Annotated in this window: 24 protein-coding genes; 11 read left to right on the forward strand and 13 right to left on the reverse strand. The window is 54.3% G+C overall.

Annotation, left to right across the window (positions count from 1 at the left end; translation table 11 throughout):
- The first annotated feature begins 13 nt into the window (after positions 1–13).
- From secD to HED65_RS06515, 4 genes are all read left to right on the forward strand, one after another.
- Positions 14–1,861, forward strand: a complete 1,848-nt coding sequence (secD, locus tag HED65_RS06500) for a protein translocase subunit SecD (protein ID WP_072032696.1) — start codon at positions 14–16, stop codon at positions 1,859–1,861.
- A gap of 10 nt (positions 1,862–1,871) precedes the next feature.
- Entirely contained in the window at positions 1,872–2,843 is a 972-nt protein-coding gene (gene secF / locus HED65_RS06505) for a protein translocase subunit SecF (protein ID WP_114977918.1), read from the forward strand.
- A 140-nt stretch (positions 2,844–2,983) separates the two neighbouring features.
- Complete coding sequence (locus HED65_RS06510; RefSeq protein WP_108090709.1) at positions 2,984–3,349, forward strand: VOC family protein; 366 nt, start codon at positions 2,984–2,986, stop codon at positions 3,347–3,349.
- A gap of 14 nt (positions 3,350–3,363) precedes the next feature.
- The gene (locus tag HED65_RS06515; RefSeq protein ID WP_114977919.1) at positions 3,364–4,044 is read left to right on the forward strand and encodes a helix-turn-helix transcriptional regulator; all 681 of its coding nucleotides are present in this window, start codon (positions 3,364–3,366) and stop codon (positions 4,042–4,044) included.
- A 47-nt stretch (positions 4,045–4,091) separates the two neighbouring features.
- Here the strand turns inward: HED65_RS06515 and HED65_RS06520 are convergent, their stop codons facing one another.
- Both HED65_RS06520 and HED65_RS06525 read right to left on the reverse strand, forming a co-directional pair.
- Positions 4,092–4,976, reverse strand: coding sequence for a nucleoside-specific channel-forming protein Tsx (locus tag HED65_RS06520; RefSeq protein WP_114978091.1), 885 nt, complete (start codon positions 4,974–4,976; stop codon positions 4,092–4,094).
- A gap of 267 nt (positions 4,977–5,243) precedes the next feature.
- On the reverse strand, positions 5,244–5,783 hold the full coding sequence (locus HED65_RS06525; protein WP_023310555.1) for a SadB/YajI family lipoprotein: 540 nt from the start codon (positions 5,781–5,783) through the stop codon (positions 5,244–5,246).
- A 151-nt stretch (positions 5,784–5,934) separates the two neighbouring features.
- On the opposite strand from HED65_RS06525, the gene nrdR reads away from it, so the two are divergent.
- From nrdR to thiL, 5 genes are all read left to right on the forward strand, one after another.
- Entirely contained in the window at positions 5,935–6,384 is a 450-nt protein-coding gene (gene nrdR, locus HED65_RS06530) for a transcriptional regulator NrdR (protein WP_008503337.1), read from the forward strand.
- 4 nt (positions 6,385–6,388) lie between these two features.
- Positions 6,389–7,492, forward strand: a complete 1,104-nt coding sequence (gene ribD, locus HED65_RS06535) for a bifunctional diaminohydroxyphosphoribosylaminopyrimidine deaminase/5-amino-6-(5-phosphoribosylamino)uracil reductase RibD (RefSeq protein WP_114977920.1) — start codon at positions 6,389–6,391, stop codon at positions 7,490–7,492.
- An 87-nt stretch (positions 7,493–7,579) separates the two neighbouring features.
- On the forward strand, positions 7,580–8,050 hold the full coding sequence (gene ribH / locus HED65_RS06540) for a 6,7-dimethyl-8-ribityllumazine synthase (protein ID WP_006176874.1): 471 nt from the start codon (positions 7,580–7,582) through the stop codon (positions 8,048–8,050).
- 21 nt (positions 8,051–8,071) lie between these two features.
- A complete protein-coding gene (gene nusB, locus HED65_RS06545; protein ID WP_006809908.1) occupies positions 8,072–8,491 on the forward strand; it encodes a transcription antitermination factor NusB in 420 nt (139 codons plus the stop codon).
- A gap of 77 nt (positions 8,492–8,568) precedes the next feature.
- Entirely contained in the window at positions 8,569–9,540 is a 972-nt protein-coding gene (gene thiL / locus HED65_RS06550) for a thiamine-phosphate kinase (protein ID WP_114977921.1), read from the forward strand.
- A 68-nt stretch (positions 9,541–9,608) separates the two neighbouring features.
- On the opposite strand, the gene HED65_RS06555 is transcribed toward thiL, so the two are convergent.
- The 4 genes from HED65_RS06555 to xseB form a co-directional block, all read right to left on the reverse strand.
- Entirely contained in the window at positions 9,609–10,583 is a 975-nt protein-coding gene (locus HED65_RS06555; RefSeq protein WP_114977922.1) for an aldo/keto reductase, read from the reverse strand.
- A gap of 62 nt (positions 10,584–10,645) precedes the next feature.
- Entirely contained in the window at positions 10,646–12,508 is a 1,863-nt protein-coding gene (dxs, locus tag HED65_RS06560) for a 1-deoxy-D-xylulose-5-phosphate synthase (RefSeq protein ID WP_114977923.1), read from the reverse strand.
- 24 nt (positions 12,509–12,532) lie between these two features.
- Positions 12,533–13,432 carry a (2E,6E)-farnesyl diphosphate synthase gene (gene ispA, locus HED65_RS06565; RefSeq protein ID WP_028017656.1) on the reverse strand — a complete coding sequence of 300 codons (900 nt, stop codon included), beginning with the start codon at positions 13,430–13,432 and terminating at the stop codon, positions 12,533–12,535.
- A complete protein-coding gene (gene xseB, locus HED65_RS06570; protein ID WP_008503331.1) occupies positions 13,433–13,675 on the reverse strand; it encodes an exodeoxyribonuclease VII small subunit in 243 nt (80 codons plus the stop codon).
- 191 nt (positions 13,676–13,866) lie between these two features.
- Between xseB and thiI the strand changes: the two genes are divergently transcribed.
- Positions 13,867–15,315: a tRNA uracil 4-sulfurtransferase ThiI gene (thiI, locus tag HED65_RS06575; protein WP_114977924.1), complete on the forward strand. Its 1,449-nt coding sequence runs from the start codon at positions 13,867–13,869 to the stop codon at positions 15,313–15,315.
- A gap of 93 nt (positions 15,316–15,408) precedes the next feature.
- On the opposite strand, the gene yajL is transcribed toward thiI, so the two are convergent.
- Positions 15,409–16,002, reverse strand: coding sequence for a protein deglycase YajL (gene yajL, locus HED65_RS06580; protein ID WP_114977925.1), 594 nt, complete (start codon positions 16,000–16,002; stop codon positions 15,409–15,411).
- A complete protein-coding gene (gene panE / locus HED65_RS06585; protein ID WP_114977926.1) occupies positions 15,965–16,876 on the reverse strand; it encodes a 2-dehydropantoate 2-reductase in 912 nt (303 codons plus the stop codon). The genes yajL and panE overlap by 38 nt, the downstream gene beginning before the upstream one ends.
- Positions 16,877–16,997: 121 nt before the next feature.
- Between panE and HED65_RS06590 the strand changes: the two genes are divergently transcribed.
- Positions 16,998–17,489 carry a YajQ family cyclic di-GMP-binding protein gene (locus tag HED65_RS06590; protein ID WP_023334701.1) on the forward strand — a complete coding sequence of 164 codons (492 nt, stop codon included), beginning with the start codon at positions 16,998–17,000 and terminating at the stop codon, positions 17,487–17,489.
- Positions 17,490–17,521: 32 nt separating this feature from the next.
- Here HED65_RS06590 and HED65_RS06595 read toward each other — a convergent pair whose 3' ends face one another.
- The 5 genes from HED65_RS06595 to cyoB all read right to left on the reverse strand — a co-directional run bounded on the left by HED65_RS06595 (position 17,522) and on the right by cyoB (position 22,853).
- A complete protein-coding gene (locus tag HED65_RS06595; RefSeq protein WP_114977927.1) occupies positions 17,522–18,883 on the reverse strand; it encodes an MFS transporter in 1,362 nt (453 codons plus the stop codon).
- 149 nt (positions 18,884–19,032) lie between these two features.
- Positions 19,033–19,920, reverse strand: a complete 888-nt coding sequence (gene cyoE / locus HED65_RS06600; protein WP_028017649.1) for a heme o synthase — start codon at positions 19,918–19,920, stop codon at positions 19,033–19,035.
- A gap of 11 nt (positions 19,921–19,931) precedes the next feature.
- Positions 19,932–20,258: a cytochrome o ubiquinol oxidase subunit IV gene (locus tag HED65_RS06605; protein ID WP_028017648.1), complete on the reverse strand. Its 327-nt coding sequence runs from the start codon at positions 20,256–20,258 to the stop codon at positions 19,932–19,934.
- Positions 20,258–20,872, reverse strand: coding sequence for a cytochrome o ubiquinol oxidase subunit III (locus HED65_RS06610; protein ID WP_114977928.1), 615 nt, complete (start codon positions 20,870–20,872; stop codon positions 20,258–20,260). Before HED65_RS06610 ends, HED65_RS06605 begins: the two co-directional genes overlap by 1 nt.
- Positions 20,862–22,853: a cytochrome o ubiquinol oxidase subunit I gene (gene cyoB, locus HED65_RS06615; RefSeq protein WP_114977929.1), complete on the reverse strand. Its 1,992-nt coding sequence runs from the start codon at positions 22,851–22,853 to the stop codon at positions 20,862–20,864. Before cyoB ends, HED65_RS06610 begins: the two co-directional genes overlap by 11 nt.
- Positions 22,854–22,866 lie beyond the last annotated feature (13 nt).

Below are 22,866 nucleotides of genomic sequence, written 5' to 3' on the forward strand. Positions count from 1 at the left end.
AAAGGGAACTGCCGTGTTAAACCGTTATCCTTTGTGGAAGTACATCATGCTGGTCGTCGTGATTCTCGTCGGCCTGCTGTACGCGCTTCCCAACCTGTATGGTGAGGATCCGGCTGTTCAAATCACTGGCGCGCGCGGTGTCGCCGCCAGTGAGCAAACGCTGATCCAGGTCCAGAAAACGTTACAAGAAGAAAAAATTACCGCTAAGTCTGTGGCTCTGGAAGAGGGTGCAATTCTTGCTCGCTTCGACACCACCGACACGCAGCTCCGCGCCCGTGAAGCGCTGATGGGCGTGCTGGGTGATAAATATGTCGTGGCGCTTAACCTTGCTCCTGCAACCCCTCGTTGGCTGGCTGCGCTGAACGCAGAGCCAATGAAACTCGGTCTTGACCTGCGTGGTGGTGTTCACTTCCTGATGGAAGTGGATATGGATACCGCGCTGGGCAAACTGCAGGAACAGAATATCGACAGCCTGCGTAGCGATCTGCGTGAAAAAGGCATCGCGTACACTACCGTGCGTAAAGAAGATAACTACGGTATGAGCATCACGTTCCGCGACAGTGCGGCGCGCGACCAGGCTGTAACTTACCTGTCTCAACGTCACCGCGATCTGGTGATCACCTCTTCAGGCAGCAATCAGCTGCGCGCGGTGATGACCGATGCGCGTCTGAGTGAAGCGCGTGAATACGCCGTTCAGCAGAACATCAACATTCTGCGTAACCGTGTAAACCAACTGGGTGTGGCTGAGCCTCTGGTACAGCGCCAGGGTGCTGACCGTATCGTGGTCGAACTGCCAGGTATCCAGGATACCGCACGTGCGAAAGAGATTCTGGGTGCGACCGCAACGCTGGAATTCCGTCTGGTTAACTCCAATGTTGATCAGTCCGCTGCCGCTGCAGGCCGTATTCCAGGTGACTCCGAAGTGAAACAGACCCGCGAAGGTCAGCCTGTTGTGCTGTACAAACGCGTGATCCTGACCGGTGACCATATCACCGACTCCACTTCCAGCCAGGACGAATACAACCAGCCGCAGGTTAACATCTCGCTCGATAGTGCGGGTGGTAACATCATGTCTAACTTCACCAAGGACAACATCGGCAAACCGATGGCGACCCTGTTCGTAGAGTACAAAGACAGCGGTAAGAAAGATGCCAACGGCCGTGCGGTACTGGTGAAAGAGGAAGAGGTGATTAACATCGCCAATATCCAGTCTCGTCTGGGTAACAGCTTCCGCATCACAGGTATCAGCAACCCGAACGAAGCGCGTCAGCTCTCTCTGCTGCTGCGTGCCGGTGCTCTGATTGCACCAATCCAGATTGTTGAAGAACGTACCATTGGTCCTACTCTGGGTATGCAAAACATCCAGCAGGGTCTGGAAGCGTGTCTGGCCGGTCTGGTGGTCTCTATCCTGTTCATGATCTTCTTCTATAAGAAGTTTGGTCTGATTGCGACGTCCGCGCTGCTGGCGAACCTGGTGCTGATCATCGGCATCATGTCTCTGCTGCCGGGTGCGACGCTGACCATGCCGGGTATTGCGGGTATCGTTCTGACCCTTGCGGTGGCGGTCGACGCCAATGTCCTGATCAACGAGCGTATCAAAGAAGAGTTGAGCAACGGTCGCTCTGTGCAGCAGGCGATTGAAGAAGGCTATAAAGGCGCGTTCAGCTCCATCTTCGATGCGAACGTAACAACACTGATTAAGGTTCTTATCCTGTATGCAGTGGGTACTGGCGCGATCAAAGGCTTTGCGATTACTACCGGTATCGGTGTTGCAACGTCGATGTTTACCGCTATTGTCGGCACCCGTGCCATCGTGAACCTGCTGTACGGCGGCAAGCGCGTCAAAAAGCTGTCTATCTGAGGAGTGCGTTGTGGCACAGGAATATACTGTTGAACAATTAAACCACGGCCGTAAAGTCTGGGACTTTATGCGCTGGGACTACTGGGCCTTCGGCATTTCAGGTTTTCTGCTGATTCTGTCCATCGTCATTATGGGCGTGAAAGGCTTTAACTGGGGGCTCGATTTTACCGGTGGTACGGTAATTGAAATCTCCCTGGAAAAACCGATTGATATGGACCAGATGCGCGAATCGCTGCAGAAAGCGGGCTTTGAAGAGCCGCTGCTGCAAAACTTCGGCAGCAGCCGCGATATCATGGTGCGTATGCCTCCGGTACACGATGCCAACGGCAGCCAGGAGCTGGGTAGCAAGGTTCTGAACGTCATTAACGAATCGACCAGCCAGAATGCGGCTGTGAAGCGTATTGAGTTCGTCGGCCCAAGCGTAGGTGCTGACCTGGCGCAAACCGGTGCGATGGCGCTGATGGTGGCGCTGATCTCCATCCTGATCTACGTTGGTTTCCGCTTCGAGTGGCGACTGGCGGCAGGTGTGGTTATCGCGCTGGCGCACGACGTGGTGATCACCATGGGTGTACTGTCTCTGTTCCACATTGAGATTGACCTGACTATCGTGGCATCCCTGATGTCCGTTATCGGTTACTCACTGAACGACAGTATCGTGGTATCTGACCGTATTCGTGAAAACTTCCGTAAGATCCGTCGCGGTACGCCGTACGAAATCTTTAACGTGTCGTTGACCCAGACGCTGCACCGTACCTTGATCACATCCGGTACAACCTTGATGGTGATCCTGATGCTGTATCTCTTCGGTGGCCCGGTACTGGAAGGCTTCTCGCTGACCATGCTTATCGGTGTGACTATCGGTACGGCGTCTTCTATTTACGTCGCATCCGCACTGGCACTGAAACTCGGCATGAAGCGCGAGCACTTACTCCAGCAGAAAGTCGAGAAAGAAGGGGCGGATCAGCCGTCAATTCTGCCGTAAGACGTTTATCGCGTTATCGAAATCCCGGTCTGATGACCGGGATTTTTTTTATCTGCTCCTGACAAACACTCCTGACAGTATGCTGTCAGGAGCCCTGTCGTAGACTCTTTTCGAACCCAAACAAACAGTCAGGAGGATGTATGAAAAGTGTAATTAACTGGTTTGAAATCCCGGTCACGGATATGGATCGCGCGATTACTTTTTATGAGCCAGTGATGCAGGTTTCGTTAAAACGCGAGAAAATGGACTGCGCTGAGCTGGCCGTTTTCCCGCATGAGGATCCGGGTACCGGCGGAGCGCTGGCAAAATTTGAGGGCATTGTGCCGTCTCACGAAGGCGCTATTATCTACCTGCATACTGACAATCTGCCTGCCACGCTCGATCGTATCGTTACCGCAGGCGGTGAGTGTGTATTCGGCCCACTGGAATTACCTCGTGGGATTGGCACTATCGCATTGTTTACCGACAGTGAAGGTAATCGCGTCGGTCTCCACCAACCTGCCTGAGAGTTAACGAAGATATGACCCGACGCGCTGACCGTTTGTTTCAGATTGTGCAGATCCTGCGGGGCAGGCGTCTGACAACGGCAGCGCATCTGGCGGACAGGCTTGGCGTGTCTGAGCGGACGGTCTACCGCGACATCCGCGACTTGTCACTTTCCGGCGTGCCGGTGGAGGGCGAGGCGGGAAGCGGCTATCGGCTGATGTCGGGTTTTGATTTACCGCCGCTGATGCTGACAAACAAGGAGTCCGAGGCGTTAATGGTGGCGATTCGCCTGCTCAAAACCTGGGGAGGAGAATCGCTGTCGCGCGAGCTGGAGTCGGCTCAGGAAAAGGTGTTAGCAATTCTGCCTGAGGAGAGTCGTCGAAAGGCGGAGCAGACGCGGATCTACGCCCCGGATTTTTGCATGCAAAGCCACTCCCGCAGCGATTTTGACATGATTCATCAGGCAATTTCCGCTCAGCGCGTTCTGGCGTTGCATTACCGCGACGAAGTTGGGCAGCTCTCACAGCGTGACGTTCAGCCGTTAGGATTGTTCTTCTGGGGTGAGCGCTGGCTGCTGGCGGCGTGGTGTGAGCGGCGCGATGACTATCGCTGTTTCCGGCTCGACAGATGTCTCAACATTGTGATGACGGAGAGGCGGTTTAGCGAGAGTGCTGACAAGTCTTTGGCCGATTTTTTGCGGAAGGTTAAGCAGTAAAAAAGCCAGCTCCTGAGCTGGCTTTTTGCCCGGCGACAACCACAAGGTTAGAAGTTGTAACCCACGACCAGGTAACCACCCCAACCGGTAGAACGAACGCTGAAGTCACCCTTACCGAAGTTCAGGCTGGCATCGTCGTTCCACTGACCACCGTTGTGCCAGTAACGAGCAACAACAGAGTAGTGCCAGTGATCGTAGTTCAGGGCCAGGATGTGGCTGGAAGCGATAGAGTTGCTGGTGCGAGCGTGCTTCCCGTTGTTGTCATAGAAGTTGTCGTCGCCCAGATCTGAACCCCAGTCAAAGTTGGTGAAACCGATGTAGCTCAGGTTACCGCCCCACAGCTGAGTCAGCGGAACAAAGTATTTCACTTTGAAACGGTATCCATCCCACTCGTTTTCGTTGGAGGCACCGTAGTTCTGCCACTGGTATTTCGCGTAAATGTTCATGGACAGGCTCATCGGCAGGCCAGTGTCGATGTCGGTACCCAGACCCATATACCAGGTGCTTTGTTCCTGAGAATCGTTGCGACCCATGTCATAGATGTAGTTGTTCGCGAAGTACCACTCTTTGAACGGACCGAAGCTCAGATCGGTGCCGGTCAGTTTATCGATAGAGAAGCGTGGTTCGATTTCCATGAACAGCGGGGAACCGTTGTTCCAGATACCTTTCGCATCGGTATTACCACCGAAGAATACCGGCAGATCCACGTAACCGTAGAAATCAAACCAGTCTTTCTTGGCGAACGCTTCGTACTCCAGGTAGGTATCGTTGCGGATCTGTGGTCCGAAACGGGTGTGGTAGCTGCCGACGACGTTAACACTCTGGTGCCACCAGTCGGAGAGGTACTGTGGTTTATCGTTTTCCGCTGCGTTAACAGTGAAAGAGGAGGAAAGTGCCAGCACAGCGCCGGCTGCAAGTAATGTTTTTTTCATAATCATGCCACTGATTGAAATTCCCTTCCGGGAGTGAAAAATGCGCGAATTGCGTTTCTAAATATTTCGTGTTTCTGCGGTGCCTATTATAGGAATCCCTGCTCACAAAAATATGTGTTGTTTCACATATCTCTCACGCGCGTAATCGATTGCGTTCACGTTTGCGTACTTTAAACGGCCGGGATTGTAGCGACAATCATTTATGTTGCCAATCCATACGAAATGTAAATGTTAGCGGAGTGACATTGCACTCCGCTGAAGGAGGGATTACTGCGCGGCGGGCTGGATATCGTGGATGCGGATAAAACCTAACTGATCTGGCGTGAGTCCACTCAGTTGAAGCGGGATATCAACATCGCTGGGCGCCAGTATACTCGCGGGTGCAGTGAACAACTGGTTCTTCACATTCACTTCCTGATAGCTCTCGGTTGTGCCCTGGATCTGGCCCCACTCGACGGTGCCACTGAAGGCCGGAAGTGGATCGTTGGATTCTCCCTGGATGCGTAATGTTGCGCGAGTACCATCTGCATTCGCCGCAACGTTCACCAGCGACATTTTAAGCGTGCCAATCTGGCTGTTGAGCCGCGCAGGCGTATTGGCACCAGGCAGCAGATACACCCCGCTGCTGGATTTTGCGTTCAGCGCGTTTTGTTGGGTGATCTTCACCGTTTCTTTATTCAGTTTGTCCATCGCCGTATTGAGCGTGTTGACGCTTTGTTTCATCTGGCGAACTTCGGTTTGCTGTGCACAGGCGCTAAGGGTGAAGAGGCTCCCCACCAGCAAAATCTTCAGGTAACGTCTTGTCATTGCGTTTATTTCCTTGAAATAACGGATCCTCATTATGGTAGCCAGCATCCACCTGTCAGACATAGATCCTTTGTCTCAAAAAGCTCTTCCTTTGTTGTCAGGCCAGATCAGGGTAAAATGAAATGAGTTAACCAGATAACAGGGATACCGTATGCATTGCCCATTCTGCTCCGCTGTGGATACCAAAGTCATCGACTCTCGTCTTGTGGGCGAAGGGTCTTCTGTACGCCGTCGTCGGCAGTGTCTGGTGTGTAATGAGCGTTTTACGACCTTCGAGGTTGCAGAGCTGGTCATGCCGCGCGTGGTAAAAAGTAACGACGTGCGCGAGCCGTTTAACGAAGAGAAGTTGCGCAGCGGAATGCTTAAAGCTCTGGAAAAACGCCCCGTCAGCGCGGATGACGTTGAAATGGCGTTAAATCACATTAAATCTTATCTTCGTGGTCTGGGGGAACGTGAAGTGCCAAGCAAGATGATTGGCAACCTGGTGATGGAGCAGTTGAAAAAGCTCGATAAGGTCGCTTATATCCGCTTCGCCTCGGTCTACCGGAGTTTCGAAGATATCAAAGAGTTTGGCGAAGAGATCGCCCGCTTACAGGATTAAGCTCATGCAGGATGAGATTTACATGGCGCGAGCCATGAAGCTGGCGCAGCGCGGTCGTTTTACCACCCATCCTAACCCGAACGTCGGGTGCGTTATTGTCAAAGATGGCGAGATTGTGGGCGAAGGTTTTCACTATCGTGCGGGCGAGCCACATGCTGAAGTTCACGCGTTGCGTATGGCTGGTGAGAAGGCGCGCGGTGCTACGGCCTACGTCACGCTGGAGCCCTGCAGTCATCACGGTCGTACGCCACCGTGCTGCGAAGCACTGATTGCGGCGGGTGTTTCACGCGTCGTCGCGGCGATGCAGGACCCGAACCCGCAGGTTGCCGGTCGCGGTTTGTATCGTCTCCAGCAGGAAGGGATTAACGTAAGCCATGGGCTGATGATGCAAGACGCGGAAGCGATCAATAAAGGCTTCCTCAAGCGCATGCGCACCGGGTTCCCGTACATCCAACTTAAGCTGGGTGCCTCTCTGGACGGTCGCACGGCAATGGCGAACGGTGAGAGCCAGTGGATCACCTCGCCGCAGGCAAGGCGCGATGTGCAACGTCTGCGTGCGCAAAGCCATGCTATCCTCACCAGCAGTGAAACCGTTCTGGCTGACGATCCGGCCATGACCGTGCGCTGGAACGAACTGAATGCCGATACCCAGGCGCTTTATCCGCAGGAGAACCTGCGTCAGCCGCTGCGTATTGTCATTGATAGCCAGAACCGCGTCACACCTGAACACCGCATTGTGCAGCAGCCTGGTGAAACCTGGATTGCGCGCACTAAAGAAGATTCACGTGACTGGCCGGAAGGCGTGCGCAGCATCATGGTGCCGGAGCATAACGGGCATCTGGATCTCGTGGTGCTGATGATGCTGCTTGGCAAACAACAGGTAAACAGCATCTGGGTCGAAGCGGGTCCAACGCTCGCCGGTGCGCTCTTACAGGCCGGGCTGGTGGATGAGCTGATTGTTTACGTTGCGCCTAAACTGTTGGGTAGCGACGCGCGTGGCCTGTTTGTGCTGCCCGGCCTTGAAAAACTGGCCGATGCACCACAACTCAAATTTAGCGAGATTCGTCCGGTGGGTCCGGATGTCTGCCTCCATTTAACGACAGCGTAATTGCTCCTGAAATAGGGAAGCAGTGCGCAAAGTATTATGATAAAATCCGCCCCCCTGCGGGGCCAAATGAACCCGTAAAGGAAGAGTATGAACATTATTGAAGCTGCTGTAGCTACCCCGGACGCTCGCGTCGCCATCACCATTGCGCGTTTCAACAACTTCATCAACGACAGCCTGCTGGAAGGTGCCATTGACGCCCTGAAACGTATCGGCCAGGTTAAAGATGACAACATTACCGTTGTTTGGGTTCCAGGTGCTTACGAACTGCCACTGGCAGCAGGCGCGCTGGCAAAAACCGGTAAATACGACGCGGTGATTGCTCTGGGTACTGTTATTCGTGGCGGCACTGCGCACTTCGAATACGTTGCGGGCGGTGCAAGCAATGGTCTGGCACACGTTGCACAGGATGCTGAAATTCCTGTCGCGTTTGGCGTGCTGACCACCGAAAGTATTGAACAAGCCATCGAACGTGCTGGCACTAAAGCCGGTAACAAAGGTGCAGAAGCTGCACTGACCGCGCTTGAAATGATTAATGTATTGAAAGCCATCAAGGCCTGATTTTTTTGTAAGGGGAATTCCGTGAAACCTGCTGCTCGTCGCCGCGCCCGTGAATGTGCCGTTCAGGCACTTTACTCCTGGCAGTTGTCCCAGAACGACATCGCTGATGTTGAATACCAGTTCCTGTCAGAACAGGACGTGAAAGACGTTGACGTTCTGTACTTCCGTGAACTGCTGTCGGGAGTGGCGACTAATAGCGCGTATCTCGATGGTCTGATGAAGCCATACCTGTCTCGTCTGCTCGAAGAGCTGGGTCAGGTTGAAAAAGCAGTGCTGCGCATTGCGCTGTTTGAGCTGTCTAAACGTGATGATGTGCCGTATAAAGTGGCCATCAACGAAGCGATCGAACTGGCGAAAACCTTCGGCGCTGAAGACAGCCACAAGTTTGTAAACGGCGTACTTGATAAAGCAGCACCTGCGATCCGTCCCCACAAAAAGTGATCCGCAAACCGGAGTTCTGCATTGCCTGATGGGCAGTGCGGCTCCGGTTTTTTCTTTTATTTGCTGAGGCATAACGTATGGCATGCGGCGAATTCTCCCTGATTGCCCGTTATTTCGACCGTGTCAGAACCTCTCGTCTTGATGTTGAAACCGGCATTGGCGATGACTGTGCACTTCTCAATATTCCCGAAAAACAGACGCTGGCAATCAGCACCGACACCTTAGTGTGCGGACGTCATTTTTTACCGGATATCGATCCTGCCGATCTGGCGTATAAAGCCCTGGCGGTGAACGTCAGCGATCTGGCGGCGATGGGTGCCGATCCTGCATGGTTGACGCTGGCTCTGACGCTGCCAGAGGTAGATGAAGTCTGGCTGGAAGCCTTTAGCGATGCGTTGTTTGAGCAGCTCAACTACTACGATATGCAGTTGATTGGCGGTGATACCACTGGCGGGCCGCTGTCGATGACGCTGGCGATCCATGGCTATGTACCGCTTGGTCGCGCGCTGAAACGATCGGGTGCAAAACCCGGCGACTGGATCTACGTGACCGGTACGCCAGGAGACAGCGCCGCGGGGCTGGCGATCCTCCAGGACCGCTTAACCGTGAAGGATGCTGACGACGCGGCGTACCTGGTGAAACGCCATTTGCGGCCAACGCCACGTATTCTGCACGGCCAGGCGCTGCGCGAGCGGGCAAGTTCGGCTATCGATCTCTCTGACGGGCTGATTTCAGATCTCGGCCATATTCTGAAGGCCAGTGGCGTGGGTGCGCGCGTTGACCTGGATCTCTTCCCGCTGTCAGAGCAACTGCTTCGCCATGTAGAGCCTGAGCAGGCGCTGCGCTGGGCACTCTCCGGTGGTGAAGACTACGAGCTGTGCTTCACGGTGCCTGAGCTCAACCGTGGAACGCTGGACGTGGCGTTAGCCCATCTCGGCGCGAAATTTACCTGCATCGGGCAGATCATGCCGGAGAGCGAAGGGCTGAAGTTTGTGAGAGACGGTGCGCCCATTACGCTGGACTGGAAAGGATACGATCACTTCGCGTAAGTTTGTGCGCTCTGTATTGCCGGGTGGCGGCTTCGCCTTACCCGGCCTACGGATTAGAGGGTGAGGGCTTACTTAAACCCTACCACCGGATGCTGTTGATATGGTGTCTCCAGCTCGGCAATCTGCTCCGGCGTCAGCGTGATGTCCACCGCATTCAGCAGTTCATCAAGCTGTTCTTCCCGCGACGTCCCAATAATCGGTGCCGCAACCCCGCGTTTACCCAGCAGCCACGCCAGCGCCACCTGGGCCCGGGTGGCACCGGTTTCGTCAGCAATCCCGGCTAAACGTTCGGCAATCAACGCATCGCTGGACTCTGTGCCTTCATACAGATTTTTTCCCACTTCATCCGATACCAGGCGGGCCGTGGTTTCCCCCCACGGACGAGTCAGGCGACCGCGTGCCAGCGGGCTCCACGGGATCACCGCCACGCCCTCCTGATGGCACAGCGGCAGCATCTCACGTTCTTCTTCGCGATAGATCAGATTGTAGTGATCCTGCATGGTGACGAAGCGCGCCCAGCCATGCTGTGCCTGGAGATCGAGCGCCTGTGCAAACTGCGACGCGTGCATTGATGAGGCACCGATGTAGCGTGCTTTACCCGCTTTCACAACGTCGTTGAGCGCTTCAAGCGTCTCCTCGATCGGCGTGTTGTAATCCCAGCGGTGGATTTGCAGAAGATCGACGTGATCCATGTTCAGGCGTCTGAGGCTGTCATCAATAGAACGCAGGATCTGCGCGCGAGAAAGTCCCTGAGCCAGATCGCCCACCGGGTAATACACCTTGGTGGCGACCACAATTTCATCACGACGGGCAAAATCGCGCAGGGCACGGCCGACAATCTCCTCGCTGCTGCCGTCGGAGTAGCTGTTGGCGGTGTCAAAGAAGTTAATGCCACCTTCGATGGCGCGTTTGATGATCGGGCGGCTACTCTCTTCCGGCAGCGTCCAGGCGTGATTACCCCGGTCAGGCTCGCCAAAGGTCATGCACCCCAGGCAAAGTCGGGAAACGTTAAGATCTGTTTTTCCTAATGTCGTGTATTGCATGGTTCCACTCCTGCTTTTTAAACAATACGTTTAAGCATAGCAGGAGCGGAAAAGGGGAGGGATCAGGCAAGCCAGGTACGAATTTTGGCTTCAATGCCTGCAGCATCCAGGCCAATCGCCGTGCGGGCTTCGTCCTGAGTACCTTGCGGAATGAAGTGATCCGGTAGACCGAGGTTCAGCACCGGAACGGCTTTACGGTTCGCCATCAGCACTTCGTTCACGCCGCTGCCCGCGCCGCCCATGATGGCGTTTTCTTCCAGCGTCACCAGCACGTCATGGGTTTCCGCCATGTTCAGGATCAGGGATTCATCGAGCGGTTTTACAAAGCGCATATCCACCAGAGTGGCATTCAGCGATTCAGCGACCTTTGCTGCTTCTGGCATCAGGGTACCAAAGTTCAAAATTGCCACTTTCTCACCGCGACGCTTCACCAGACCTTTACCTATCGCCAGCTTCTCAAGCGGTTGCAGCTCAACGCCTACCGCATTACCGCGCGGGTAGCGAACCGCGCTTGGGCCGTCCTGATAGTGGTAGCCGGTAAACAGCATCTGACGACATTCGTTCTCGTCGGATGGCGTCATGATGACCATATCCGGGATACAGCGCAGGAACGACAGGTCAAAAGCCCCCTGGTGTGTCTGACCGTCCGCACCGACAATGCCCGCACGATCGATAGCAAATAGCACTGGCAGTTTCTGAATAGCAACGTCATGGATCACCTGATCGTAAGCGCGCTGCAGGAAGGTGGAGTAAATCGCGACAACCGGTTTGTAGCCGCCAATTGCCAGGCCTGCTGCAAACGTCACCGCGTGCTGCTCGGCAATGGCCACGTCAAAATACTGATCGGGGTATTTTCTGGAGAACTCCACCATGCCAGAGCCTTCACGCATGGCCGGGGTAATCGCCATCAGCTTGTTGTCTTTTGCGGCGGTTTCGCACAGCCAGTCACCAAAGATTTTCGAATAGCTCGGCATGCCGCCGCTGCTTTTTGGCAAACAACCACTGGACGGGTCGAATTTCGGTACCGCGTGGAAGGTGATCGGATCTTTTTCCGCCGGCTCGTAGCCACGCCCTTTTTTGGTCATGATGTGCAGGAACTGCGGGCCTTTGAGATCACGCATGTTCTTGAGCGTCGACACCAGCCCCAGTACGTCATGGCCATCAACCGGGCCAATATAGTTAAAGCCCAGCTCTTCAAACAGGGTTCCCGGCACGACCATGCCTTTGATGTGTTCTTCGGTACGCTTGAGCAGTTCTTTGATCGGCGGTACGCCAGAGAAGACTTTTTTCCCGCCTTCACGCAGCGAGGAGTAAAGCTTACCGGAGAGCAACTGCGCCAGATGGTTGTTCAACGCGCCGACGTTCTCGGAAATCGACATTTCGTTATCGTTAAGAATAACCAGCATGTCTGGCTTGATATCACCCGCGTGGTTCATAGCCTCAAAGGCCATGCCAGCAGTGATGGCCCCGTCGCCAATCACGCAGACGGTGCGGCGCTGCTTGTTCTCTTTTTCGGCGGCAACGGCAATACCGATACCCGCTGAAATAGAGGTGGACGAGTGACCGACGCTCAGCACGTCATACTCGCTCTCACCGCGCCACGGGAACGGGTGCAGGCCGCCTTTCTGACGAATGGTGCCAATTTTATCGCGACGCCCGGTCAGAATTTTGTGTGGATAGGCCTGGTGACCCACGTCCCAGATGAGCTGATCGAACGGCGTGTTATAGACATAGTGCAGCGCCACGGTCAGCTCTACCGTGCCAAGCCCGGAGGCGAAATGACCGCTGGAGCGGCTTACGCTGTCGAGCAGGTAACGACGCAGCTCGTCGCACAGCTTCGGCAGGCTCTCTTTCGGCAACAGACGTAACTCCTGGGTGGAGTCAACTAACGCCAGTGTCGGGTATTTGGCAATATCAAAACTCATCAAAGGCTCATCGAGATAGTGTGTTTATTTATCACGCTGGATTATATAGTCCGCTAGCGCTTCCAGTGCCGAAGTATCCAGTGATTGCGCGGCCAGTTGATTCAGCGACTGGCGGGCATCCTCTATCAGATCCCGGGCTTTACGTTGGGCTTGCTCAAGACCCAGCAGGGCGGGGTAGGTACTTTTGCCAAGCTGCTGGTCCGCACCCTGACGTTTACCCAATGTTGCAGTATCGCCCACCACATCCAGAATGTCATCCTGAACCTGGAATGCCAGACCGATACTTTCTGCGTATCTGTCCAGAATCGGCAGGGCTTTGCGCCCTTGCTCACCCGCGCTCAGCGCGCCCAGGCGAACGGCGGAACGAATCAATGCCCCGGTTTTATGGCGATGAATACGCTCCAGCTGTTCCAGATTAACCTGACGTCCTTCGGCGTCCAGATCCAGTGCCTGCCCCCCGCACATACCGGCCACACCGCTGGCCATGGCCAGTTCGGAGATCATTGCCAGGCGGTCGCGATCGGCCACTTCAGCCATCGGTGCATCGCTCAAAATCGAAAATGCCAGTGTTTGCAGGGCATCTCCCGCCAGAATGGCATTTGCTTCGCCAAACTTGATATGGCAGGTAGGTTGACCCCGACGTAAGTCGTCATCGTCCATTGCCGGTAAATCATCGTGGATCAGCGAGTAGGCATGGATACACTCAACGGCGGCTGCCGGAGCGTCCAGCGTGTTTTCGCTGATACCAAACATATTGCCTGTGGCATAGACCAGGAATGGGCGCAGACGCTTTCCACCCAAGAGTGCGCCATAGTGCATGGCCTCAACCAGTGGAGTGTTCTGAAAAGGCTGTGGCTCGATAAAACGGCGCAGCGCATCGTTGGCACGCGCGACGCATGCCTGAAGCTCGTTGGCAAAATCCATTTACTCGGCGTCCGGTGTAAAAGGCGTGGTTTTAGCGTCTTCGCTATCGGACAGCAGGATCTGCACACGCTGCTCGGCCTGCTGCAGTTTGACCTGACCCTGACGTGCCAGTTGCACGCCACGCTCGAATTCGTTGAGTGCCTCTTCCAGCGGGAGATCGCCGCTCTCAAGACGGGTAACGATTTGCTCCAGTTCACTCAGCGCAGTTTCGAAACTGGCCGGTGCGTCGTTCTTCTTCGGCATAGTGAATTGACTCTTATATTCTCAGCCCCGACATGGTAACGGACTCAGGGCAATTATCAAATAACGCGCAATGTGCACAGGAGCGGCGCGATGGTGGTATACTTGCGCGCCTGGAAGCAGCCTTCGGTTATAGGGGCTGCTGTATTTTTCCATTACAAGCCTTATAAGCTTGCCTAAGAAACATTGCCGCCATGAAGTTTATCATTAAATTGTTCCCTGAAATCACCATCAAAAGCCAATCTGTGCGTTTGCGCTTTATTAAAATTCTCACCGGGAACATTCGTAACGTATTAAAGCACTACGACGAAACCCTCGCCGTGGTGCGCCACTGGGACCACGTTGAAGTCCGTGCGAAAGACGAAAACAAACGTCAGGATATCCGCGACGCACTGACCCGTATTCCGGGCATTCACCATATTCTGGAAGTGGAAGATGTTCCTTTCACCTCCCTGCATGACATCTTCGAAAAAGCGCTGGTGCAGTACCGCGATCAGATCGAAGGCAAAACCTTCTGTGTCCGCGTGAAGCGTCGCGGTAAGCATGAATTCAGCTCCATTGAAGTGGAACGTTACGTTGGCGGCGGTCTGAACCAGCATGTCGAGTCTGCGCGCGTGCGTCTGACCAACCCGGACGTGACCGTTAACCTGGAGATCGAAAACGATCGTCTGCTGCTGGTAAAAGGTCGTTACGAAGGTATTGGCGGTTTCCCAATCGGTACTCAGGAAGATGTGCTGTCGCTGATCTCGGGTGGCTTCGATTCCGGCGTCTCCAGCTATATGCTGATGCGTCGCGGCTGCCGCGTGCACTACTGCTTCTTCAACCTGGGTGGCGCGGCGCATGAAATCGGCGTTCGCCAGGTCGCGCATTATCTGTGGAACCGCTTTGGCAGTTCTCACCGGGTGCGTTTCGTCGCGATTAACTTCGAACCTGTGGTCGGCGAAATCCTTGAGAAAGTCGACGACGGTCAGATGGGCGTGGTGCTGAAGCGTATGATGGTGCGTGCAGCATCCAAGGTGGCTGAGCGCTACGGCGTGCAGGCGCTGGTTACCGGTGAAGCGCTTGGCCAGGTCTCCAGCCAGACGCTGACCAACTTGCGTCTGATCGACAACGTGTCAGATACGCTGATCCTGCGTCCGCTGATTTCCCACGACAAAGAGCACATCATCGACCTGGCGCGTGAAATCGGTACTGAAGATTTTGCCCGTACCATGCCGGAATACTGCGGCGTGATCTCAAAAAGCCCGACCGTCAAAGCGGTGAAGGCGAAGATCGAAGCAGAAGAAGAGAACTTCGATTTCGGTATTCTGGAAAAAGTGGTGGCGGAAGCGTCCAACATTGATATCCGTGAGATTGCCCAGCAGACCGAGCAGGAAGTCGTAGAAGTTGAAACCGTGAGCGGTTTCGGCGCTAACGATGCAATTCTGGATATTCGCTCCATTGATGAGCAGGATGACAAGCCGCTGCAGGTTGAAGGCGTCGAAGTGGTTTCTCTGCCGTTCTACAAGCTGAGCACCAAATTTGGCGACCTCGACCAGAGCAAAACCTACCTGCTGTGGTGTGAGCGTGGGGTAATGAGCCGTCTGCAGGCGCTGTATCTGCGCGAGCAGGGCTTTGCAAATGTGAAGGTGTATCGCCCGTAGTTTCTCGCCCGGTGGCGCTTCGCTTACCGGGCCTACGGGGGTATGCATTTGTAGGCCGGGTAAGGCGCAGCCGCCACCCGGCTTTTCTTTGCACTACTCTTCGTAATAATTATAAATCCCCGCCGGTATCACCAGCGATGACGCCACTTCGTACGCCTTCTCTCGCCCGACCAGCAGGTCAATAATCTTTAAGCCAAAATCAATCGCCGTGCCAGGTCCCTGGCTGGTGAGCAGGTTGACGCGCGGATCCCAGACGACGCGTTTATCCACCCAATGCTCTTCCGGGATCGTATCCTTAAGCCCCGGGAAGCCGGTCATATTGCCGATGGGGAAAATATCGTGCGGAACCAGAACCGTTCCGGCGGCGGCGCAGATGGCTGCGACGATACGGCCGGATAAATGAAACTGGCGCACGGTTTCGACCAGCAGCGGGCTGTCGCGAAAACACTCTGCGCCCTTCAGGCCACCAGGCAGGACGATGATGTCGTATTCCCCGTCGGCCACCTGCACAAGCGGGGCATCTGCGAGGATCTTCACCCCTCGAGAGCAGGAGATTGCCAGATTACCGTCGCTGGCGACGCTGGCAGTTGTCACCTTAATACCGCCGCGCACCATCAAATCAATGGTGGTGACCGCTTCTGTCTCTTCGCTACCAGGAGCGAGGCAGACCAGTGCCGACGCGCTCATATTCACTCTCCTTACATTTAACCAGGTCATACAGACGGGCGTTTTCCGGTACCGCGATGCCGTGTGCGCGTGCGCGTTTTAGCAGATAGCCGGTAATGTAGTCGATTTCAGTGTGGCGTAATGCCCGAACATCCTGCAACATCGAGGAGATGTTTTCTGCAGTACTATCAATAACCTGCTCGACATAATAGCGTAAATCCTCCGCCGAGGTATGCAAGCCTTCCCGTTCAATGACCTCCGCGACTTCCGCACACAGCATCGCAACCTCCTGCGGATGATTTTTCAGTTCTCCGTTCGGACAGTTCCACAACGCGGTTAGCGGGTTAATCACGCAGTTTACGGCCAGCTTGCGCCAGAGCTGAGGACGGATATTGTTATGCCAGGCCACGTCCGGCAATACCTTCTGCAGTACGTCGGCAAGATAACTGTAGTCGTCATCCTGTGTTCTGGCAGGGCCGATATGCGTTACACCGCTGGCAACATGTACGATGATATTGCCGTCGCGACGTGCAGCGTGAGTGGTCGTCGCCATCAGCAGGGGCTGTGGGATACTTTTAAGTTCATCAAGCGTCCCCATGCCGTTATGCAGCAGCAGAACAGGGGAAGTGGGGGGGAGCTGAGCGGCCAGTGCTTTTACGGCGTCTGAAACCTGCCATGCCTTGAGCGTCACCAGTAAAAGGTCACTTTGCGCCAGGAAGTCAGGATCGTTCGCGGTGAGAGATTCGTTAAAGATGCTTCCGTCTTCACCAATCAGGTTTACACTGCAATAGGGCTGGGGCACGCGCAGCCAGCCCTGAACCTCATGTCCGTGCTTGCACAGCGCGGTCAACCACAGCTGACCAAGCGCTCCGCATCCGAGCACTGTAATTTTCATTGTTCCTCCTCACCTGCAACTGCGCCAGGTGTTACGGCTTAATTATACAGCTAAGCTTCTGTTGAGTTATGCCTCGTAGCGGGTATTATGCAACGCAACAAAAGTGAAGGGAGAAGAAAAGATGCCATCTTTCGATATTGTTTCCGAAGTTGATATCCAGGAAGTTCGCAACGGCGTAGAGAACGCAACCCGCGAAGTTGAGTCACGTTTCGATTTTCGTGGCGTTGAGGCATCGTTTGAGCTGAACGATGCAAATAAGACTATTAAGGTGCTGAGCGAGTCTGATTTCCAGGTAAATCAACTGCTCGACATTCTGCGTGCCAAGCTGTTAAAGCGCGGCATTGAAGGGACATCTCTGGATGTGCCGGAAGAGTTTGTGCACAGCGGTAAAAACTGGTTTGTCGAAGCCAAACTGAAGCAGGGTATTGAGAGCGCGGTGCAGAAGAAGATCGTTAAGCTCATCAAAGACAGCAAGCTGAAAGTGCAGGCGCAGATCCAGGGCGAAGAAATTCGTGTAACGGGCAAATCCCGTGATGATTTGCAGTCCGTGATGGCGCTGGTGCGTGGCGGTGATCTGGGACAACCGTTCCAGTTTAAAAACTTCCGCGATTAAGACGAAAATGCCCGGTCTGGCCGGGCATTTTTTCAGGCTTTGAGCGCCTGCTCGACTTCAAAGCGGTTGGTCACCTTACTGTCTATTTTGACATAGGCACTACGCTCTTCCGGGGCTATCAGCACTTCACTTACCCCCTCCGTGGTTTCAAGACGCTGTTTTAGCGCGTCGTTGATCTCAACATCATCAGGGATTTCTACTCGCAGACTGCTGACGTAGCGCGGCTCTTTCATGGTGCTGGCGACCAGCAGCCAGACAGTGGCCAGCAGCGCGCCTGCAAGGAATACGGTTTGTGAGTCAAACAGACCATCCACCCAGCCGCCAAGCGAACCGCCAATTGCCACGCCGATAAACTGGCTGGTGGAGTAAATACCCATCGCCGTGCCTTTGTAACCCGCAGGAGATTCTTTACTGATAAGCGACGGCAGCAACGCTTCCATCAGGTTAAACGCAAGGAAGAAGAGTTGCACACCCGCTACCAGTTCCCAGAAGTGCGGGCCGGAGCCCCAGAGCACAATCTCGGCAATCAGTAGTACCGCCACGCAGCCCACGAAAACACGCTTCATCTTGCGTTTCACTTCGGCGTAGATAATAAACGGTACGACAGAGACAAACGAAATCAGCATCGTGACCAGATAGATTTTCCAGTGCTCAGCGGCCGGGAAACCCGCCGCAGCAAGCTGGCCTGGCAGGGCGACAAAGGTCGACATCAGCAGGATATGCAGGCACATAATGCCAAAATTGAGCTTGAGCAGGCGCAGCTCGACAATCACTTTGCTGAAGCAGCCTTTTACCATCCCGGATTCACGGTTGAGGACGTGGTTTTTGCTGTCTGGCACCACCCATAGGGTTAAGACGATACCCATTGTCGCCAGCACGGCAATCATCCAGAACAGGGCGTGCAGGCCGAGTGCATGGGTAATAATGGGGCCGAGCACCATTGCAATGGCAAAGGTGACGCCAAAACTTACACCGATAAACGCCATCGCCTTAGTGCGGTTTTGCTCGCGGGTTAAATCTGACAGCAATGCCATCACCGCAGCAGCTATTGCACCGGAACCTTGCAAGGCCCGGCCAAGAATAATGCCCCATATGGAGTGGGAGAGGGCGGCAATGACGCTCCCGAGAACAAAAATAAGCAGACCACCGACAATCAGCGGTTTTCGTCCAACCCGGTCAGAGAGCAGGCCAAACGGGATCTGGAATACAGCCTGCGCCAGTCCGTAGATGCCGATTGCGAGTCCAATCAGTGCCTCGCTGGCTCCCTGCAACGCCATACCGTACGTGGTCAGAACAGGCAGGACCATAAACATGCCAAGCATCCGTAGCGAGAAGACAGTCCCTAAGCCCCAGGTCGCGCGAAGCTCGCCTGGCGTCATTTTATAATCGTTCATTACCACCTCAGTTCAAAAGCAGGCCATAGTGTAGTGCGGGGAAGGGGCGGGGTAAATAAAGGGTTATTTAACAAATATTACATGCGTTATTAATAGATTCAGTGAATAAAAAGGGGTGCCTAAGCACCCCTTTATTCACCTGTTGTGGCTTACCAGACGTAAGTCAGCAGGTTGTGTGATTCAGGCACCATGAAGTCTACGGACATCATCACGGACAGCGAGGTGATGGCCACAATCGAGAACACAAACAGTTTGCGCGCCCAGACTTTGTCATCTTCCACTTTGTAACCGCGCAGCGCCATACCGAGCCACCAGACGCTCACTGCGGCCGCTACCGCCAGATATTTGTATCCAGCGTAGCCGCCCAGAGAGAGCATCAGCGTTGCCACGGCAAAAGCGATGATGTACAGCGTGATGTGGTTCTTGGCAACGGAGATGCCTTTCACGACCGGCAGAACCGGGATATTCGCTGCCTGATAATCCTTAAAGCGGAAAATCGCGATGGCATAGGAGTGCGGCATCTGCCACAGGCTAAAGATAGCCAGCAGGATAGCTGCACCACTGTCGAACTCGTTCGTGACCGCGCAGTAACCAATCACCGGCGGCGCAGCGCCGGAGAGAGAACCAATCAGCGTGCCGTAAACGGAGTGACGTTTCATATACAGGCTGTAAACGCCCACATAAACCACGAACCCCATCACCCCCAGCCAGCAGGCCAGTGGGTTAGCACCAAACCACAGCAGCATAAAGCCAGCAATACCCAGCAAGGTGGCGTACACCAGCGAGACGGAAGGGGCGATCAGGCCTTTAACCAGCACCCGATTTTTGGTCCTTTCCATCTTCTTGTCGATATCCATGTCGATGTAGTTGTTAAATACACAACCGGACGCAACAACCAGTGACACACCGACCAGCGTGTAGATAAAGAGGGTGTAATCAATGCTACCTTTAGAGGCCAGCAGGAACCCTCCGATCACAGAGATCAGGTTGCCAAAGATGATGCCTGGTTTCGTTACTTGCAGGTATTGCTTAAACATACTCGCCGCTCTTAGTGAACCATCATGTTGTAGTTGAGGTTCCACATAATCCAGATGGAACCGACTACCAGGATAGCGATGATAATCACGGTAAAGACGAAGGCCGTCATGTTCCAGCCTTCATCGGACTTGGTGTTCATGTGCAGGAAGCAAACCAGATGCACCAGAATCTGAACCACAGCGGTGACCAGGACAGTGCCCAGAATCGCCGCGTGAGAAGCAGAACCGCTCATCACCATCCAGAACGGGATCACCGTCAGGATGATCGACAGGATAAAACCTGTCATGTAGGTTTTTACGCTACCGTGGGAAGCGCCATGATCGGTTGAATGACTCATTACATCGCCCCCATCAGATAGACAACAGAGAACACACAGATCCATACCACGTCCAGGAAGTGCCAGAACAGGCTCAGGCACATAATACGGGTACGGTTAGTGCTGGTCAGGCCGCGACGGGATACCTGGAACATCAGTACCGCCATCCAGATCAGACCTGAGGTTACGTGCAGACCGTGAGTACCGACCAGCGCGAAGAACGCGGACAGGAAGCCACTACGATCAGGCCCGAAGCCTTCCATAATCAGGTGATGGAATTCATAGATTTCCATCCCGATAAATCCAGCACCAAACAACCAGGTCAACGCCAGCCAGGAGACAACCTGGCTCTTGTTGTTTTTGTACATGGCGATAGCCGCCATGCCGTAGGTGATAGAGCTGAATAACAGCAGTGCGGTTTCAACCAGAACGAACGGCAGTTCAAAGATGTCCTTGCCAGCCGGGCCGCCCGCTGTGCCGTTCACCAGAACGGCATAGGTCGCGAACAGACAGCAGAACAGAATGCAGTCGCTCATCAGGTAGATCCAGAAACCGAAGACTTTGGTCGGTCCTGTATCGTGGTGCGCATGGCCATGCGCGTGGGCAGTTGAGTGCGCCAGAGTATCAGTTGCCATTTTTCAGCCCCGCTTTAGAAATCTCGTCGAAATGCTGGTTTTCCAGTTTTTCGACTTCACGGACTGGTACGTAGTAGTCCACGTCCTCGTCAAAGCTCTTCACAATCCAGCTAATGATGACGCCAGCGAAGCTCGCAATCGCCAACCACCAGATGTGCCAGATCATTGCGAAACCAAACACCGTTGCGAAAGCGGCAATCACAATGCCCGCACCGCTGTTTTTCGGCATATGGATCTCTTCGTAATGAGCAGGTTGCTTGTACGCTTCACCTTTTTCTTTCATTTCCCAGAATGCGTCACGCTCATGAACGTGTGGCACGATGGCAAAGTTATAGAACGGAGGTGGAGAAGAGGTCGCCCACTCCAGCGTACGGCCACCCCATGGGTCACCGGTCAGGTCACGGTTCTGATCGCGGTCGCGAATAGAAACGTAGAACTGAATCAGCTGGCATGCGATACCCAGTGCAATCAGCACCGCACCACAGGCTGCAACAACCAGCATTGGGTGGAACTGAGGGTCAATCTGCTGGCTCAGGCGACGGGTCATACCCATGAAGCCCAGCACATACAGCGGCATGAACGCCACGAAGAAGCCGATGATCCACAGCCAGAACGCACGTTTGCCCCAGGTCTCGTTTAGCGTGAAGCCGAACGCTTTTGGCCACCAGTAAGTGACGCCAGCGAAGCAACCGAAGACCACACCACCGATGATAACGTTATGGAAGTGTGCAATCAGGAACAGGCTGTTGTGCAGTACGAAGTCAGCACCCGGTACCGCCAGCAGTACGCCGGTCATCCCACCGACGGAGAAGGTCACGATGAAGCCGATGGTCCACAGCATTGCTGAGTGGAACACGATGCGGCCCTGGTACATGGTGAACAGCCAGTTGAAGATCTTCACCCCGGTAGGGATGGCGATAATCATGGTGGTGATACCGAAGAAGGCGTTTACGTTCGCGCCGGCACCCATGGTGAAGAAGTGGTGCAGCCAAACGATGAACGACAGCACGGTAATACACACGGTTGCCCACACCAGAGAGGTGTAACCAAACAGGCGCTTACGTGAGAAGGTCGCTGCGATTTCGGAGAACACACCGAAGACAGGCAGAACCAGAATGTACACTTCCGGGTGACCCCAGGCCCAAATCAGGTTGATGTACATCATCATGTTGCCACCCATATCGTTGGTAAAGAAATGGGTGCCCAGGTAGCGGTCCAGGGTCAGCAGCGCGACGGTGACAGTCAGAATTGGGAAGGAGGCAATAATCAGGATGTTGGCGCACAGAGATGCCCAGGTAAATACTGGCATCTTGAACATCGTCATGCCAGGGGCACGCATCTTGATAATGGTCACGAAGAAGTTAATACCGGTCAGGGTTGTACCGATACCGGAGAGCTGAATCGCCCAAATCCAGTAGTCGACACCTACGCCAGGACTGTATTCAATTCCCGAAAGAGGTGGATAAGCCAGCCAGCCGGTCTGAGCAAATTCGCCCACACCCAGTGACAGGTTAACCAGGATTACACCGACAACCGTGAACCAGAAGCTCAGATTGTTCAGGAACGGGAATGCAACGTCGCGCGCACCGATTTGCAGCGGAACGACAACGTTCATCAGACCGATAACCAGCGGCATCGCCACGAAGAAGATCATGATAACGCCGTGGGCGGTAAAGATCTGATCGTAGTGGTGAGGCGGCAGGAAGCCCGCTTCACCCGCAGAGGCAAGCACCTGCTGGCTACGCATCATGATCGCATCCGCAAAGCCACGAATTAACATGACGATACCGACGATGCAGTACATGATACCGAGTTTTTTGTGGTCAACCGAAGTCAGCCACTCATTCCACAGGTAGCTCCACTTACCGAAGTAAGTAATTAAGGCCAGTAAAGCCGCACCACCAATGATAATTGCAGCCACCGTAACCACGATAATGGGTTCATGGTATGGCACTGCATCCAGTGTCAATTTTCCGAACATTTTCTTCCTCGGC

This window comes from Pantoea sp. LS15 (genome assembly GCF_012241585.1).
GTDB lineage: Bacteria > Pseudomonadota > Gammaproteobacteria > Enterobacterales > Enterobacteriaceae > Enterobacter.

Bases quoted from the DNA above. Each gene is read 5' to 3' on its own strand.
- HED65_RS06510 (WP_108090709.1), top strand. From the start codon at position 2,984: ATGAAAAGTGTAATTAACTGGTTTGAAATCCCGGTCACGGATATGGAT.
- HED65_RS06515 (WP_114977919.1), top strand. From the start codon at position 3,364: ATGACCCGACGCGCTGACCGTTTGTTTCAGATTGTGCAGATCCTGCGG.
- HED65_RS06595 (WP_114977927.1), bottom strand. From the start codon at position 18,883: ATGAACGATTATAAAATGACGCCAGGCGAGCTTCGCGCGACCTGGGGC.
- HED65_RS06520 (WP_114978091.1), bottom strand. From the start codon at position 4,976: ATGAAAAAAACATTACTTGCAGCCGGCGCTGTGCTGGCACTTTCCTCC.
- ispA (WP_028017656.1), bottom strand. From the start codon at position 13,432: ATGGATTTTGCCAACGAGCTTCAGGCATGCGTCGCGCGTGCCAACGAT.
- xseB (WP_008503331.1), bottom strand. From the start codon at position 13,675: ATGCCGAAGAAGAACGACGCACCGGCCAGTTTCGAAACTGCGCTGAGT.
- nrdR (WP_008503337.1), top strand. From the start codon at position 5,935: ATGCATTGCCCATTCTGCTCCGCTGTGGATACCAAAGTCATCGACTCT.
- ribD (WP_114977920.1), top strand. From the start codon at position 6,389: ATGCAGGATGAGATTTACATGGCGCGAGCCATGAAGCTGGCGCAGCGC.
- thiI (WP_114977924.1), top strand. From the start codon at position 13,867: ATGAAGTTTATCATTAAATTGTTCCCTGAAATCACCATCAAAAGCCAA.
- cyoE (WP_028017649.1), bottom strand. From the start codon at position 19,920: ATGTTTAAGCAATACCTGCAAGTAACGAAACCAGGCATCATCTTTGGC.
- panE (WP_114977926.1), bottom strand. From the start codon at position 16,876: ATGAAAATTACAGTGCTCGGATGCGGAGCGCTTGGTCAGCTGTGGTTG.
- dxs (WP_114977923.1), bottom strand. From the start codon at position 12,508: ATGAGTTTTGATATTGCCAAATACCCGACACTGGCGTTAGTTGACTCC.
- thiL (WP_114977921.1), top strand. From the start codon at position 8,569: ATGGCATGCGGCGAATTCTCCCTGATTGCCCGTTATTTCGACCGTGTC.
- HED65_RS06610 (WP_114977928.1), bottom strand. From the start codon at position 20,872: ATGGCAACTGATACTCTGGCGCACTCAACTGCCCACGCGCATGGCCAT.
- ribH (WP_006176874.1), top strand. From the start codon at position 7,580: ATGAACATTATTGAAGCTGCTGTAGCTACCCCGGACGCTCGCGTCGCC.
- HED65_RS06605 (WP_028017648.1), bottom strand. From the start codon at position 20,258: ATGAGTCATTCAACCGATCATGGCGCTTCCCACGGTAGCGTAAAAACC.
- HED65_RS06555 (WP_114977922.1), bottom strand. From the start codon at position 10,583: ATGCAATACACGACATTAGGAAAAACAGATCTTAACGTTTCCCGACTT.
- cyoB (WP_114977929.1), bottom strand. From the start codon at position 22,853: ATGTTCGGAAAATTGACACTGGATGCAGTGCCATACCATGAACCCATT.
- yajL (WP_114977925.1), bottom strand. From the start codon at position 16,002: ATGAGCGCGTCGGCACTGGTCTGCCTCGCTCCTGGTAGCGAAGAGACA.
- HED65_RS06525 (WP_023310555.1), bottom strand. From the start codon at position 5,783: ATGACAAGACGTTACCTGAAGATTTTGCTGGTGGGGAGCCTCTTCACC.
- HED65_RS06590 (WP_023334701.1), top strand. From the start codon at position 16,998: ATGCCATCTTTCGATATTGTTTCCGAAGTTGATATCCAGGAAGTTCGC.